Here is a 14,904-nt window from a genome sequence, read left to right on the forward strand (position 1 = left end):
ATCATGGGGTTTAGGAATTTAGGGAGAGATTTTATGAAAAAATCAATTTTGGCACTCAGCGTGCTGAGCACAGCATTTAGTTTTTCTGCACATGCAGGCTCAGACCCACTTGAGGGCATGAACCGCAAGATTTTTGCATTCAACCACATGCTGGATACAGCCATTATTTCACCAATTGTAAAAGGCTATCAGTTTGTTACACCTGACTTTGCTGAAAAGGGTGTAAGAAACTTCTTCGATAACCTTTACACACCTACGGTGATTATCAACCAAGTGCTACAAGGGAAGCCTAAAGAGGCTCTACAGAGCACTGGTCGCTTTGCAATGAACTCAACAATTGGTATTGGTGGACTTTTTGATGTTGCGACAGATGGTGGCATGCCCAAATACCAAGAAGACTTCGGTCAAACACTCGGTGCATGGGGCGTTGGCTCAGGCCCATACCTTGTTCTACCAGTCTTTGGTCCTTCTTCTGTACGTGATGGTGTTGGCCGCTTTGCTGACCGTTACACGAACCCAATCACGTACATCCAAGATAACGATGATAAGAACCGTATGTTTGCTCTTTCTGTTATCGACGCTCGCACACGTTACCAAGGTATGGAAACGTTTGTAACAGGCGAAAAATACGAGTTTATGCGTGATGCTTACTTGCAACGTCGTGAATATCTTGTTAAAGATGCTGAGATGGGTTCGGATGATCCGTTCCTTGATGATATTGAATAGGTTACGCAACTTTTTAATAACTTACCCAGGAGTTCTAAGTGAACCGCGTTATTGAACACGCTTCGAGCGCATATATGTGCGCACTGAAACATCCAAAGGCCATTCTTATGGCCCTTTTGGTTTTATTATTTGCTGCGGCACACTTTTCAAAAGACTTCTACTACGACGCTTCTGCCGACACATTGGTTGCAGAAGACGATCCAGAACTTGCATACTACCGTGAAATTGTTGAAGAGGTTGGTGATGAAACCGCCCTTATCCTCACATTTGCACCAAAGAGCGGTACACTGTTTTCTGCGGAATCTGTTGAACTTCTCCAACGCTTTGAACATGACATAGAACAAGTGCCTGGCGTGCATGAAGTCACAACACTTCTTGATGCCCCCCTCCTAAAAAGCCCGCCTGTTCCTCTCGCTGAAATGGCTACCAACTTCAGAACACTACTTTCTGATGATGTTGACTTTACAGCAGCGCAAAGCGAACTCACAGCGAGTCCTCTCTTTAGCAATCTCTTAATTAGTGAAGATGGTAAAAGCACTGCCATTCGTGTCCGCTTTGAAGGTAACCCAGCCCTTGACAAACTGTTTAAAGAGCGCCAAAGCCTCCGACTGAATAAAAATAAAACAGCAGAGCAAGTTGAACACCTAAAAGATGTTGAAGCGGCTTACCTAGACGTTTATAAGCGCTTCCTTGAGCATCGTGAAGAAGCCATTCAAAACGTTAAAAACGTGCGTGATAGCTATACTGAACATGCTGTGATTTATCTTGGTGGCCTACCACTCATCGCATCAGATATGATTAGCTACGTTCAAACAGATATTATGTTCTTTGGAACGGGGACACTCCTACTCATGATGTTCACTCTGTTTATGTTTTACCGCAAACTCCGTTGGGTTGTGATCCCAATGGCCATTACAGTTGTCACAGCTATGTTTTCAATTGGTATTCTCGGTGCACTAGAAAAGCCGGTAACCGTTGTCTCGTCTAACTTTATTTCTATTCTGGTGATTCTGTCTGTATCTATTGCTGTTCACCTGATTAACAAATACCGGGAAACACTGGAGCAACACCCAGAACTTACAAACCGTGAACTGGTCCATAAAACATTCCAAGATAAATTTGCACCATGCTTCTACACAACACTCACAACAATGGTTGGTTTTGCCTCTCTTGCAACAAGCACTATTGTTCCAGTAAAAGACTTCGGCCTCATTATGTGCATGGGTGTATGGGTGGCCTTTATTGTGGCATACACACTGATGCCAGCGATCCTACTTTTACTTCCAAAAGAGAAATTGACAGAAACAACACGTGATAATAACACACCAATGATTCGTTATGCTTACCGTCTTGCGGCTAAGAAAACGCGTTATGTGCTATGGGGTGTGGTTGTGATTATTCTTGTCACTCTTTTTGGCTTAAACAAACTCAGCCTAGAAAACCGCTTCCTCGACTACTTTGGTGGCGAAACAGAGATTTACAAAGGCCTCGCCTTTATTGATGAAAACCTTGGCGGTACTGTGCCAATGGACGTGATTGTGAGCTTCCCACCTTACAAGGTTGAAGAAGTCGATGAAGAAGACGAATTCTTTGATGACTTTGGCGGCGCCGATGAAGCAGATACATACCCAGAACGCTACTGGTTTACACCCGATAAAATCGACCGTGTACGTGAAATTGAAGACTACCTTAACTCTCGTCCAGAGATTGGTAAGGTCATCTCTCTTGCAACACTTGAAGTTATGGCCCGCGATTTTAATGGTGGCCAACCTCTTGGCGCGGTTGAAATGGTTGCAGTTCTTGGCTCAGCGCCAAAAGAGCTCCGCAACGATTTCATTGCCCCTTATGCCTCTCCATTTAATGGCTACATGCGCATTTCAACACGCATTAAAGAAACATACGGCAAGTTCTCCCGTGATGAGATGATTCAAGAGATTGAAAGCCACGCCATCAATGAACTTGGTTTTGATGAAGGCCAAGTACGTATTACAGGCATGAACGTCCTCTTTAATGGCATGTTGAAAAAACTCTTTGAATCACAAGCTTCAACACTTGGCTTTGTGATTGGTGCAACATTCTTGATGTTCACAATTCTACTACGCTGCTACAAGATGGCACTTATCGGTATCTTCCCGAATGTCATTGCAGCCTTTATGATTCTTGGTTTTATGGGTCTTGCTGGCATTCCACTGGATATGATGACAATCACCATTGCCTCTATTGTCATTGGTATTGGTGTCGATGATGCGATTCACTATTTGTATCACTTTAGAGAAAATCTAGAGAAAAGCCGTGGTGACGTAGACTTTGCTGTCCGTCACAGCCACAGATTTATTGGTCGTGCCCTTTACATGACATCTGTAACCGTCATGATTGGTTTTTCTATCCTGTGTGCCTCACAATTTGTCCCGACAGTCTACTTTGGGCTTTTAGCAGCGCTTGCAATGGCCTTGGCATTGTTCGCGAATTTAACTATACTACCAGCACTCCTCATAAGGTTTTATAGAGTATTTAGAAATAGCTAGGCGAGAAACAGAGATGAAAACATATAAAAAACTACTTCTAACAGCCGTTCTAGGCCTTTCTGTAGGCATGACAGCACTAGAGCTACAAGCACGCGAAAACTCAGCACAAGTGGCTGTAGAGAGTGCGGCTATGGAAATGATGGACTTCATCAAGACACAACAAGGTCTCACAGAAGTAGATACGACTCAAATTGAGTCTATGCTGACGCCTATTATCGATTTTAACGGCATTGCAAAAGCTGTCATGGGTAAACACCGTAAAGTGATGAGTGAAGATCAGAAAACAGCATTCAACCGCGTTTTCAAAGAAACAATGGTCAACCTTTACAGCAAGTCTCTTACAGAATTTGCCATTACTGCAATTGATGTAAAGCCGATTGAAAACCAAACAAACGAAAAAGCTGCTGCAAGCATGGTTGTTACAGAAGCCTCTGGCAAAACGTACAACGTGAACTACAGCCTACGTAACATTGATGGCAACTGGATGGTGCGTAACGTCATTCTTGATGGTGTAAACATGGGGCTGACTTACCGTAACCAGTTTAACAGCGCCATGACACAGTATGGTGGTGACATCGAAAAAGTGATTGCGAGCTGGAATGTAACAGTAAATGGTAACGGCCACGATGGTGTTGCAACGAAGTAATTTTACCTACTAAACAGGATAAGAAAGCCCCCGACTGGGGGCTTTCCTATTTCGTTTAAATTGCGACTTCCATCATTTCAGGCGGACAGTCTTCCAGAAGAACACGAATGCTGTTTTCACTGAAAGCACCATCGATGAGGTTAATCATCTGACGCTGGCTATTCTTGTAAACAATACCGTGGGTATTGAGCCAGTCACACAGGCCTTTAACGTAACGCTCACGGCCGGTGGATGTACCAACCTGCCATGCGGTGCCGTTAATCACAGGCGTATGTGCGTGTCCAGTAAAGGTTCGCATCGAAGCACGGGCAAACTGCGCCACACTCCCTTTAGAACCCTTGCTTCCCATATCACCGTGCATATCCATTTTGATCGGATCTGCAGCATCAAGGGGATGCAAGCTGTCATCGTCACGTTCCAGGAAGATGAAGCGTTTCCGCTCCGCTGCTGTCATGTGCGCAATCATGTAGATCGGCATTGCGCCAAGCTCACTATGCGGGTGCTTTTGCTGATATTCTTCAACAATGCGCACCAGCTTACCGTAGGTTTCTGCAACCCGGGCAAACTCCACACGGCTCAGCCATTGCTTATAGGACGACAAAGGATCATCGCTATTGAGCCAGCGATCCAACCACTCACAGTGGTTCGATGGAACAACCTTGAACTTCGCTCCAGGTGCCATCTTCATCATCCAGCGGTAACGATCCAGAAGCTGTTGCAGCTCGGTCTCCACATCCAGAAGGCCGCGAGCGGCTTTCAGGGACATGATACGTTTGTCCTTTTTGTCATGTTCACTCACCGAGTGACCATTGAAGCTGTCATGGAGGTGAATCCACTGCGGACGCAGCGTATCTACCACCCCTCCTTTACAGAAGGTCAGCCACAGACAAACAGGATCAGTCGCACCGTTGTGAAGGTCAGCCATCACAAGAGAGTCCACTGCGTTTTTCTGCTTCTTGGCGCCCGACGGAGTATAGAACACACCATCAATGTCATAAAACTCACCAAATTCGTTGGAGAGGATCTGACGATAATGGAAGGTGCCGTCTTCGTTCACATGGACGTAAACAAAGCCCCAGCAATGACGTTCACGCGCAATACGTGCCTTTTTGCTTTCCTTGTAACGATCAGGATAAGTGATCGCACCGGTACAAATCAGAAGCTTGGGCGTACCCACGTTGTCAACAGCAACCGCCTTCATGTCCATCTTGGGATGGCCAAAAATTTGGGTTTGCTTGCCGCCAACAGCTTCAAGGCGAGAGAGAGGCTGGTCCAGAGTTGGCTCCAAACGCTGCGTGTTAATCGCAACCTTATGTGAAAGCTCAACTTCGTCCTGGCGTTCCGCATAAACCACCGTCAGATCTTCATCTTTGGTGATCACGCTGGGCAGCGCAGTAATCAGCTCGTACTCATTGGTTGCTTTGTTGAGCTTGTAGGTCGTACCATACTGGCTCGGCAACACAACGCATTTTGCACCTTTACGCTTCGCATAAACTTTCATGGCCTTCAGGACATGGCGGTTCACACGAGAGCCAAACAGAGCACTGGTCACACAGTAACCACCAGGGCCGCCCAGATGACTGGTGTCATCTTCATGGGGAATGGCGTACAGGCGTGCTTTACCACGGCTGTGCACCTTCGGCAGGTTTTTGCGCTCAGAGCGATCAACTTTCAGGCGAAAGTCTTCATAATCATTCATCCAACGCTTGAGCGTCGCCATCCGGATTTCGTAGTGTTCAGCTACGTCTTCCAGTTCGGGATAAAGACCATGGTTATTCAGGATACTGATAAACAGTTCCCATTCTTCACGAATCTTAGGTTTAGCCATTTTGGAATCCTCCATGGCAATGAGAAAAAGAGAATTAAGATAGAAAGTTGGATACAATTTACCCAATCAAAAAGATCAGATCAAGCGAAATCCCATTTATTTTGAAAACTCTTTTACATAAAACTAACGCCTCAATGGCTTCTATGTTAGTATAGCAGCATGGAGCCAGAACAAGTCCTTGATGTTGCTAGACTTTCACTTTCAACCTTGATGTATGTGTCAGGGCCTAGCATGATTGTAGCCCTCGTTGTGGGCTTAGTTATTGCGTTGTTTCAAGCCCTTACTTCTATTCAGGAAGTAACCCTCACATTTGTACCAAAAATCCTTCTGGTTTTCCTCGCGATTCTTCTAACGCTGCCCTTTATGGCAGACCAGCTGAACAGCTTCGCAAATGAGATTTTCTCTATGATTGCAGGCAGCGGCTCTAGCATCTCTTAAGCGCTATGGACTTTGTTGATTACAGCACGTTCCTCGCCTACGGGTTCTTCCTCTGCTTTGTCCGTGTTGCGGCTTGCATTATGGTGTACCCAACACTCAGTGACCAATCTATTAACTTACGCACAAGGCTCATGCTTGCTCTTGTCCTTGCCGTTACCATTTACCCAATTGTGGCAGAAGGCATGCCCCTTCCCCCAGAAAAAAGCGGGATTCTTGCCATGCACGTCCTTAAAGAAATGGGAGTTGGTATCCTCATGGCCCTTGCGGCACGCTTTGTGATGGCCGCCGTTTCCCTTGCGGGTGAGCTTATGGGTTTCATGACAGGTTTTCAGGCTGCCAGCATGTTTGACCCCATTACAGGTGCTAACTCATCAGCCATTGGTGTCTTCCTCTCCCTTGTGGCAGGTGTCCTCCTCTTTGCCTTTGAGATACACCACATCTTGATAGCAGGATTGGCTCAAAGTTTTAGCGTTATCCCCGTAACTCAAGGGCTTGAGCTTTCAGATAGCCTTGCAGCCATTACAGCAGCAATTAACAACATGATGAAGATCGGAGTGCAACTGGCAGCTCCTGTCATGGTGATTGGATTTTTAGGATACTGTGTATTTGGTATCTTTAACCGCATGATTCCTCAGCTTCATGTCTTTTTCATCTCCCTACCCATTTCTATTGGGGTAGGACTTATCATCCTTGGCATATCCCTTGCAGGCGTGATAACCTTAATAGGACAAGAATTAGAGAAAAACGCCATTTTATTTGGCGCTTAAGTATAAAAAAAGCTATAACAGACGTATGAACATTAAAATTGACGGCAATAAGACGGTTGGCTCCGTTTCTAAGAAGAAAAAATCGAGCGGCGCGGGCAAAGCCAGTGGCGTAAAATTTGGCCAAATGGTGGATTCTATCCGCGAAGCTGATGCTGTCTCTGGTGCAGAAGGCGTTGAAGCTATCGAAAGCGCATCTAGCGAAGGTTCTGGTCCTGTTGATCCATACAACATCCCTCAAGATGCTCGTGGCCGAGGGAAATACATGCTAGACCGCTTAGAAGACCTTGAGAAGGATATTCTTTCTGGTAACCCAACAGATGCCATTGAAAAGCTCCGTCACGCTCTAGACACAGAAGCTATTGACCGTGCAGAACTCTCACCAAAGCTTATTGAGATCCTTGATGAAATTGATATGCGTGCCAGCGTTGAAGTGGCAAAGATGGAAACTGCCAACGAAAAATAAATTTTATAGAACATAAAAAAGCTCCCGAGTTGGGAGCTTTTTATTTGAGAATCTTTTAATAAGCCTCAGTGATTGAAATCGCCTCGATCACTTCTGTTACAGAAACAGCGATCTCTTCTGCAGGGCCCATTGCAGGTTCAATTGCATTAAGCTCAGCATCAGACACCACAATAAGGTGGTCATTCATTGTTTCTGGTTTTGTCATCCAGTTATAACCGCCAATCAATGTCACAGACACCACAACTGGCATAATGTACTTCTTATAAACGCTCATGGTTTATGTATCCCTTACTTAAATCCGAAACAGATTATGGCGTGCAAATTCAAAATTGCAAGTTTTAAGCATATAAAAAGGCTCTCAGCAGACTGAGAGCCCTTTAAAACCTAGCTTTATTATGGCTGAAGCGTTTCTGAAACAGCGTCTACAAACTCTGTAAGAGAAGCTTCTAGCGTGCTTGTATCAACCATACTTGGTGCATCACCCATATCTTCATCCATAGAAGCTGTATCTTCTACAGCATCAACAGTCACAGATGTATCACCAGATGTATCTTCAACAACAGGCGCCGCAAGCTCAGGAGTGACGACAACAACTTCTTCTTTCTTCTCCATGATCATGTAAGCAACAACAGCAGCTACAATGACAGCCAAAATCAAAATCTTTTTCATAAGTATCTATCCTTTATTTCCTTGCGGCCGAGTATGCCTTAACACGTTAAAAATGCAAGACATATTATAAAGAAAAGGCTGCCCGTAGGCAGCCTTTTCCTGCACCATTACTGGTACAAAATCGTTTCAGCCACATGGAATCCAGCATTGAGCTCATCCCAATGGTCATTCAAATCATCAGCAGTGCCGGGCCCCAAAACTTCAAAAGCTTTCACCTTTGCGGCCAGTTCCGGTGGAATTTGCGCGAGCACTTCAGCAATAGAAGGCTTAAACAGGCTTGGCGCACCGTAAGAGTGCAGCGTTTTCACGCGGCCAAGCTCCATCACAACCCCAGAACGCTCTTCAAAGACAGGATCCCACAGGAAAGCCGTCTGGCGCAGGTTTTTCGGTTGTTCAATGGTATAGAGTTTCCCCTCTTTCCTCACCAGTGCTTTAATGCGTGCCGCACGGCTGCGCAATTCTTCATCACTGATTTTCGGAATCGAGAATTCTTTAGACATAGATGTCTCCTCAGACAAGAGTAAAAAGGAACGGGTGATTTATGTAGGAGAGACTGTATATACCAACCACATATAAATCGCAATGCTTTATGGCAAAAAGAAAGCCGCCCACTTGGGCGGCCCTCTCAATTCAGGTCTCTCATTAACGAGAGTAGAATTCCACGACTAGGTTCGGGTTCATTTGAACTGGGTATGGAACTTCCTCAAGACCAGGAACGCGTACGTAAGTACCCTTCATGTTCTTAGGATCCATGTTCATGTAGTCTGGAACTTCGCGAATCATGCGCTCAACAGATTCCTGAACAACAGGAATGTTGCGGCTTTTTTCACGTACTTCAATAACGTCACCAACTTTACAACGGTAAGAAGGGATGTTTACCACTTTACCGTTTACAAGAACGTGCTTGTGGTTAATGAATTGGCGTGAAGCGAATACAGTTGGTACGAAGTTCATGCGGTAAACAACTGCGTCCAGGCGGCTTTCTAGAAGACCAATAAGGTTTTCAGAAGTATCACCACGACGACGTGTTGCTTCTGCGAAGATGTTACGGAATTGTTTCTCACCGATGTTACCGTAGTAACCTTTAAGCTTTTGCTTTTCACGAAGCTGAATACCGTAGTCAGTTAGCTTCTTACGACGAGCACCATGTTGACCTGGGCCAGCTTGGTTTGTGTTAGTTGGGCATTTGTCTGTGCCCCATAGGTTTTCACCTAGGCGACGAGAGATCTTGTGCTTAGGTGTCTGACGAGTACTTGGCATAATACCAGTCCTTTCATGTCTTTCATTATAATTTCAGTGCAATCAATTTCACATGCCCACTTATCGCAAGGTCGCAGAAACATTGGTCTTTCACGCTATTTCTGTGCCCCCATAAGCCGGGACTGCACCACTTAACTAAGTGCTTTTACTTGAAATTACAAGGAGGAGTCAAGGTTTTTTGTATGTTTTTATACGTTTTTAGCCGCGAGAGTCGCCGCCGAAATCTAGTTCATCAAAGTCAATCGTATCATCAGGGTGAATTAACCCTAGATCGCGCTCAAGCTTAGACATCTTTTCAGAAGCATCTAAATCCCAACTGGCTTCACGCATATTTTTAAGTTCATCAAGCTCTGGAGCATCTACCATGAGCTCTTGCCAATTATCATTAATGGCCTTTAAATCTCTTTCATGGCTGGTTGCAAAACGCTCTCTATTAAAGTCTGTACCCATAGAAGTTTGGCCACGCGCACTTTCCATACGTTGCTGTACTGCGCGTGATTCCAACATCTCTTCAGGAACATCTAGATCGGCGTAATCCATCCAATCCGCCATCGTGCCGACATTTTCAATTAAGTGGCTTTTATTAGAACAATGCTTACTATAGCTTGGCAATTGATCTACAGGAGAACTCGGAAACTCTGACTTATCTGCTCGAAAAGCATGAAGAGACTGCTTATAATTATCTACGCGTTCCTGATAATTAACAAGGTGCTTTCCTAAAGACTGTGCCTCTGGCATGTCACTATTAAGAAGGTTATTTGCTGCACGGCCAAGGTCACGATTTTTATCGCATAAGGCATCCAAACGGTCTTGCATCTCTTGTTTTGTCATAGTGTCCTCCCACTGTTTTATATATGGGCGCACAAGCGCCATTGTACAAGGGGGCAAAACGCACTACATTAGACATATGAAAAATGAATTTAAGCTCGTATCAAATTATAAGCCCAGTGGTGACCAACCGCAGGCCATTAAAGACGTATGTACATGGGTAGAAGAAGGCGCGCAAGAAAGCGTTGTCCTTGGGGTAACGGGCTCTGGTAAAACGTTTACCATGGCAAATATTATTGCTGAAACAGGCAAACCTGCTCTAATTATGGCCCACAACAAAACGCTCGCTGCACAGCTATATGAAGAGTTCAAGGCCTTCTTCCCAGATAATGCTGTAGAATACTTTGTCTCTTACTATGATTACTACCAGCCAGAAGCCTACGTCGCCCGTAGAGACCTTTACATTGAAAAGACAGCCTCTATTAATGAGCAGATCGACCGCCTGCGCCACGCTGCAACCCGTGCCCTGTTTGAGCGTCGCGATGTGATCATCATCGCCTCTGTTTCTTGCATTTACGGTATTGGTGACCCGGAAAGCTATGCCGATATGAAAATTCCGCTCCATGTGGGTGACACCATTGAACGTGACATGCTGCTACGCAAACTGGTTGAGCTTCAGTACTCTCGTAATGATAACGCCTTCTTCCGCGGCACCTTCCGCGTGAAAGGCGATACGCTTGATATTTACCCAGCCCACATGGAAGATGCCGCATGGCGCCTGAGCTTCTTTGATGATGAACTGGAAGACATCAAACTATTTGATCCACTGACGGGTGAAAAGCTAGACAAGCTTGAAAGCGTGACGGTTTATCCAAACAGCCACTATGTGGTGCCACGCCCAACAATTCTTAAAGCGATGGAAACCATCAAAAAGGAAATGATTGAGCATACGGAGTTTTTAGAAAAGCAAGGTAAGCTTGTTGAAAAGCAACGCTTAGAAGAACGCGTCACGTTTGATCTAGAAATGATGCAAGCTTCTGGTTACTGTAACGGCATTGAGAACTACTCTCGCCACCTCACAGGTCGCCCTGCTGGCGCTCCGCCACCAACCCTCTTTGACTACATGCCAGAAGATAGCCTTCTGTTTGTGGATGAATCTCACGTCACCGTCTCTCAAGTTGGCGGCATGAGCCGTGGTGACGCCGCACGTAAACAAAACTTGGTAGATTATGGATTCCGCATGCCATCAGCCAGAGATAACCGCCCCCTTACCTTTGAAGAGTGGGACAGCCGTCGCCCACAAACGGTTTATGTCAGTGCCACCCCGCAACCTCATGAAGTTGAGCGTGCCGGCGATCACATTACTGAACTTGTGGTACGCCCAACAGGGCTTGTTGACCCTGTGGTAGAAATTCGCCCTGTAGAAGGCCAAGTGGATGACCTCATGGCCCAGATTATTAAAACCACAGAAAAGGGCTTTAGAACTCTGGTCACCACTCTCACCAAAAAGATGGCAGAGCAACTGACCGAGTACCTACATGAGAATGGTGTAAAGGTTCGTTATCTCCATAGCGACATCGATACCCTTGAGCGCGCTGAAATCCTGCGTGACCTGCGTCTAGGAGCATTTGATGTGCTTATTGGGATCAACTTACTCCGTGAAGGCCTCGATTTACCTGAAGTGGGTCTGGTGGCGATTCTGGACGCTGATAAAGAAGGCTTCCTCCGCTCAACCACCTCACTTATCCAAACCATCGGACGTGCAGCGCGTAACGCAGAAGGGATCGCTATCCTTTATGCCGACCACATGACAGACAGCATGAAAGCCGCCATAGACGAAACTGAACGCCGTCGTGAAAAGCAAATGGCTTACAACACTAAGCATGGCATTACACCAAAGACAATTCTTAAAGAAGTCCGCTCAGGCCTGCAAGACGCCCTTGGTAAATCTAAGGAAGAGAAACAGATTAAAGTTCTGCAACAACGTGCGGATAAGCTAGGCATGAAAGATATCCAAAAGGATATTGAAACCCTGAAGAAGGAAATGATTAAAGCTGCTGATGACCTTGAGTTTGAGAAAGCTGCTGAAATCCGTGACCGTATTCATGAACTTGAAGAGCTACATATGAAGCTGAGTTAGAGGTGTTCTGTTTGCTTCCTGCTTTGTATTTATCAAATATAAAATTTTCTAAATACAATTCTTCGCAAACACTCTCTTGCTTCAAAACTACTCTTTGCAAAAACATCTCTCCGATATGTTTTTAACTGCTTTAAACCGCTCAAAACACCTGAACGTTTTGGCTCGCCTGTTCGGTTACGCACTCTCATAGGCCAGCATTTTTGATCCTCACATTATATCTATGAGAAATAAAAAAGCCCCGCTCTTGCGGGGCTTTTTTTATATAAGATTTTAGCTACGTCCAACTCTCAGCAGAACCACAAACTCTGTGTTTTGCTTGTTGTTTGTTGCACGTTGGATAATATCGCTTAGGCCTGGTACAAGGTTCAGCATTGGCATGTACTCTTTATTGATGCCTGTGCTGCTTTCCATAAGGCCACCAATTGCGTAGATACGCCCGTAGTCAACAACCATATCTTGGTCAATAATGTTGTTTGCGATGTTCGGTACTTCGTTTGTTACCGTTTCAGCGTCAGCACCTACACCAACAACCGTTTGAATCTCTGTTGAACCACTTTGTGATGCAACAGATAGACGGAAGCGGAGTTGAACTTTGTTCTTACCAATAAATGGGAATACTGTCATTACCGTACCAGCATTCTTAAACTTAGCCGTATCCGTACGAGAACCAATCACAACGTCACCAGTTGATGTCGTACTTTGGTCAACCTCTGTTTCAGCGTAACCAAGCTGACGTGTAATACTCACACGGGAAAGCTGGTTGTTACGCGCCAATACAGATGGGCTAGAAATTGTATAAACATCAGAAACTGTGCTAAGTGCCTGTAAAACGGCATCTAAGTCAGCATCTGACCCTGTTTTTTGCTGAAGAACACGTAACGTTCCACCAACAGCATTACCTGTTGTGAGAGGCGTTCTTGAACCAAAACCAATTGTACCAAAGAAATCATCACCCAGTAGACGCTCACTTGTAAAATTACTTCCTGTATCTGTTGTGCGGTCTTTTACAATTGCAACAATACGGGCTTCAACGTAAATCTGACGGTTAGACGTTTCTTGGATTTGGCCAAGGTACTCTTCAATCAAGCGGTGCGCTTCAGGTGCAGCACGTACTGTAATAATACCTGCACTCTTTGTCACACGGTACCAAGGCTCAGCATCTTCTTCTGGCTGAAGGTGTTCATTTCCTTCAACATTTGGAAGGCTATCTGGACGAATTTCACCAGATTGCGTGAGGCTCGCAAAAATATCAGCTTGCGCGCTACTTGCACCTGTTAGGCTTGGCGGTGGCAGAAGCTCAGATAGAGCAGCTGCTGCATCTGATGTGTTTTCTGCTTGTGTAAAATCGTTCTGGCTTACAGATGAGCTGCCACCTGAACGGCCTTGTGCTGTTGCAAGCTGGCCTACAAGAACAAGATCTTCAAGCGTGTCTTCAACTTGCGTCCACACGTCATCTTCGTAGTCAGTTGTAATATCTGTTGCATCGCTGTTTGCTTCTGCATCTTCAGCTTCAGCTGCAAGCTGTTCTGTTGGCGAAATCAAAGAACCTTTACGGTTACTCTGAGAAACTTCAAGGATGTAGTTACGGATTGGGTAACGTGTTACGTACCATACACCGTTAACATAGTTGTAGTGGTAACCCACTTTACTCAGTACAATATCCATCATTTCTTGGAAGTCTGCACCTGAGTGAATCACTGTTACGTTACGGTTTCTTAAACCTTCTGGTAGAACCACAGATTCACCTGCAACGTTTGCAAGCTCAAGAACCACAGACTCTACATTACGGTTTGTGTAAACCACATCAAACGGAGGAAGGTTCGGACGCTTTAGCTGAATGTTATCAGCAAGACGCACTGTTGGCGCGTCATCTGCACGCTGCATGTGGAACACACCATCACGAATGGCGCCACGAGGTTTAATCTGACGTGAGTCAGCAACTTCCTGATCAGTTGGTGGAAGAATCTGGTCCTTATAATACGACGATGTGCACGCAGAAAGAACCAGCGATGCACATGCGAGAAGGCCTATTTGAAGTGTATTTTTATATTTTTTCATCAATAGTATGTATCCGAAATTACAATTACTCGAGACATATTAAACACTTTTACAAATAATTGCACGCCCGACATGTTATTTACACGATCAACCATGTAACCAACGAACTCATCAAAGTTACTCTCAGCAGTAATATTCACTTTATCATCAAGGAGATAACGGTTTTCATTCTTTAGTCTCCAAGCAATATCCCAAGGGCCAGTTTTTTGCTCAGCTTGCGAAACAATGTCTTCCATAATTTGCTCAAGTGTTGCGTTTTCAATGTTCACCGCTACACGGATATCACCTAGGTCTTTGTAAGATGTCAGTTCACGTTCGTGGAATGCCTTCGCCGTTTCAGGCACAAGCATCACATCTACATCTTCAGATGGCTTATCAAGCTTAGATGTTTTTGGTGAAAACTTTGCAACTTGCGTTTCTGTTTTCGGTGCCTTCTTTTCAGTTGGCTTTGTACCAGAATCCATAGACATGAGGCGCTTTCGAGAGGCCTCAAAATTTTCTCTTACTTCTTCGTCGCTTAGCACACGTGCTGAGGCTTCAGAAGGTGTCAGAGTCGGTAGAAGCAGGCATCCGAGTGCCATAGCGATAATGTGACCTTTGAGGTTCTTCATGTGTG

At 45.2% G+C, this 14,904-nt stretch carries 15 protein-coding genes; 7 read left to right on the forward strand and 8 right to left on the reverse strand.

The features are described from left to right. Positions 1-33 precede the first annotated feature (33 nt). From VX730_03500 to VX730_03510, 3 genes are read left to right on the forward strand one after another with little or no spacing between them, the layout of a single operon-like run. The gene (locus VX730_03500; GenBank protein MEC9291445.1) at positions 34-726 is read left to right on the forward strand and encodes a VacJ family lipoprotein; all 693 of its coding nucleotides are present in this window, start codon (positions 34-36) and stop codon (positions 724-726) included. A gap of 38 nt (positions 727-764) precedes the next feature. Next, positions 765-3,251: an MMPL family transporter gene (locus VX730_03505; GenBank protein MEC9291446.1), complete on the forward strand. Its 2,487-nt coding sequence runs from the start codon at positions 765-767 to the stop codon at positions 3,249-3,251. Between the two features lie 13 nt (positions 3,252-3,264). Then, complete coding sequence (locus tag VX730_03510) at positions 3,265-3,897, forward strand: ABC transporter substrate-binding protein (protein MEC9291447.1); 633 nt, start codon at positions 3,265-3,267, stop codon at positions 3,895-3,897. Between the two features lie 55 nt (positions 3,898-3,952). On the opposite strand, the gene VX730_03515 is transcribed toward VX730_03510, so the two are convergent. Then, positions 3,953-5,725, reverse strand: a complete 1,773-nt coding sequence (locus tag VX730_03515; GenBank protein ID MEC9291448.1) for a hypothetical protein — start codon at positions 5,723-5,725, stop codon at positions 3,953-3,955. 159 nt (positions 5,726-5,884) lie between these two features. Between VX730_03515 and fliQ the strand changes: the two genes are divergently transcribed. The 3 genes from fliQ to VX730_03530 are packed head-to-tail and all read left to right on the forward strand — an operon-like array spanning position 5,885 to position 7,393. Next, positions 5,885-6,163 (forward strand): flagellar biosynthesis protein FliQ, encoded by a 279-nt coding sequence (fliQ, locus tag VX730_03520; GenBank protein MEC9291449.1) that lies wholly within the window; start codon positions 5,885-5,887, stop codon positions 6,161-6,163. A gap of 5 nt (positions 6,164-6,168) precedes the next feature. Beyond that, a complete protein-coding gene (gene fliR / locus VX730_03525; protein ID MEC9291450.1) occupies positions 6,169-6,930 on the forward strand; it encodes a flagellar biosynthetic protein FliR in 762 nt (253 codons plus the stop codon). A 25-nt stretch (positions 6,931-6,955) separates the two neighbouring features. After that, on the forward strand, positions 6,956-7,393 hold the full coding sequence (locus VX730_03530; GenBank protein ID MEC9291451.1) for a flagellar assembly protein FliX: 438 nt from the start codon (positions 6,956-6,958) through the stop codon (positions 7,391-7,393). Between the two features lie 55 nt (positions 7,394-7,448). On the opposite strand, the gene VX730_03535 is transcribed toward VX730_03530, so the two are convergent. From VX730_03535 to VX730_03555, 5 genes are all read right to left on the reverse strand, one after another. After that, on the reverse strand, positions 7,449-7,667 hold the full coding sequence (locus VX730_03535; GenBank protein MEC9291452.1) for a hypothetical protein: 219 nt from the start codon (positions 7,665-7,667) through the stop codon (positions 7,449-7,451). 119 nt (positions 7,668-7,786) lie between these two features. Further along, complete coding sequence (locus tag VX730_03540; protein MEC9291453.1) at positions 7,787-8,062, reverse strand: hypothetical protein; 276 nt, start codon at positions 8,060-8,062, stop codon at positions 7,787-7,789. 107 nt (positions 8,063-8,169) lie between these two features. Then, positions 8,170-8,562 (reverse strand): hypothetical protein, encoded by a 393-nt coding sequence (locus VX730_03545; GenBank protein MEC9291454.1) that lies wholly within the window; start codon positions 8,560-8,562, stop codon positions 8,170-8,172. Between the two features lie 142 nt (positions 8,563-8,704). After that, complete coding sequence (rpsD, locus tag VX730_03550) at positions 8,705-9,322, reverse strand: 30S ribosomal protein S4 (protein ID MEC9291455.1); 618 nt, start codon at positions 9,320-9,322, stop codon at positions 8,705-8,707. A 198-nt stretch (positions 9,323-9,520) separates the two neighbouring features. Further along, positions 9,521-10,153 carry a hypothetical protein gene (locus VX730_03555; GenBank protein MEC9291456.1) on the reverse strand — a complete coding sequence of 211 codons (633 nt, stop codon included), beginning with the start codon at positions 10,151-10,153 and terminating at the stop codon, positions 9,521-9,523. Between the two features lie 76 nt (positions 10,154-10,229). On the opposite strand from VX730_03555, the gene uvrB reads away from it, so the two are divergent. Next, positions 10,230-12,230: an excinuclease ABC subunit UvrB gene (gene uvrB / locus VX730_03560; GenBank protein ID MEC9291457.1), complete on the forward strand. Its 2,001-nt coding sequence runs from the start codon at positions 10,230-10,232 to the stop codon at positions 12,228-12,230. A 270-nt stretch (positions 12,231-12,500) separates the two neighbouring features. On the opposite strand, the gene VX730_03565 is transcribed toward uvrB, so the two are convergent. Together VX730_03565 and VX730_03570 are read right to left on the reverse strand one after the other, a co-directional pair. Further along, positions 12,501-14,288 carry a hypothetical protein gene (locus VX730_03565; GenBank protein MEC9291458.1) on the reverse strand — a complete coding sequence of 596 codons (1,788 nt, stop codon included), beginning with the start codon at positions 14,286-14,288 and terminating at the stop codon, positions 12,501-12,503. Continuing rightward, complete coding sequence (locus VX730_03570; protein MEC9291459.1) at positions 14,288-14,899, reverse strand: hypothetical protein; 612 nt, start codon at positions 14,897-14,899, stop codon at positions 14,288-14,290. Before VX730_03570 ends, VX730_03565 begins: the two co-directional genes overlap by 1 nt. Positions 14,900-14,904: the final 5 nt, after the last annotated feature.

Source organism: Pseudomonadota bacterium (genome assembly GCA_036141575.1).
Taxonomy (GTDB): domain Bacteria; phylum Pseudomonadota; class Alphaproteobacteria; order UBA2136; family JAPKEQ01; genus JAPKEQ01.

Bases quoted from the DNA above. Each gene is read 5' to 3' on its own strand.
- VX730_03500 (MEC9291445.1), top strand. From the start codon at position 34: ATGAAAAAATCAATTTTGGCACTCAGCGTGCTGAGCACAGCATTTAGT.
- VX730_03510 (MEC9291447.1), top strand. From the start codon at position 3,265: ATGAAAACATATAAAAAACTACTTCTAACAGCCGTTCTAGGCCTTTCT.
- VX730_03515 (MEC9291448.1), bottom strand. From the start codon at position 5,725: ATGGCTAAACCTAAGATTCGTGAAGAATGGGAACTGTTTATCAGTATC.
- fliQ (MEC9291449.1), top strand. From the start codon at position 5,885: ATGGAGCCAGAACAAGTCCTTGATGTTGCTAGACTTTCACTTTCAACC.
- fliR (MEC9291450.1), top strand. From the start codon at position 6,169: ATGGACTTTGTTGATTACAGCACGTTCCTCGCCTACGGGTTCTTCCTC.
- VX730_03530 (MEC9291451.1), top strand. From the start codon at position 6,956: ATGAACATTAAAATTGACGGCAATAAGACGGTTGGCTCCGTTTCTAAG.
- VX730_03535 (MEC9291452.1), bottom strand. From the start codon at position 7,667: ATGAGCGTTTATAAGAAGTACATTATGCCAGTTGTGGTGTCTGTGACA.
- VX730_03540 (MEC9291453.1), bottom strand. From the start codon at position 8,062: ATGAAAAAGATTTTGATTTTGGCTGTCATTGTAGCTGCTGTTGTTGCT.
- VX730_03545 (MEC9291454.1), bottom strand. From the start codon at position 8,562: ATGTCTAAAGAATTCTCGATTCCGAAAATCAGTGATGAAGAATTGCGC.
- rpsD (MEC9291455.1), bottom strand. From the start codon at position 9,322: ATGCCAAGTACTCGTCAGACACCTAAGCACAAGATCTCTCGTCGCCTA.
- VX730_03555 (MEC9291456.1), bottom strand. From the start codon at position 10,153: ATGACAAAACAAGAGATGCAAGACCGTTTGGATGCCTTATGCGATAAA.
- uvrB (MEC9291457.1), top strand. From the start codon at position 10,230: ATGAAAAATGAATTTAAGCTCGTATCAAATTATAAGCCCAGTGGTGAC.
- VX730_03565 (MEC9291458.1), bottom strand. From the start codon at position 14,288: ATGAAAAAATATAAAAATACACTTCAAATAGGCCTTCTCGCATGTGCA.
- VX730_03570 (MEC9291459.1), bottom strand. From the start codon at position 14,899: ATGAAGAACCTCAAAGGTCACATTATCGCTATGGCACTCGGATGCCTG.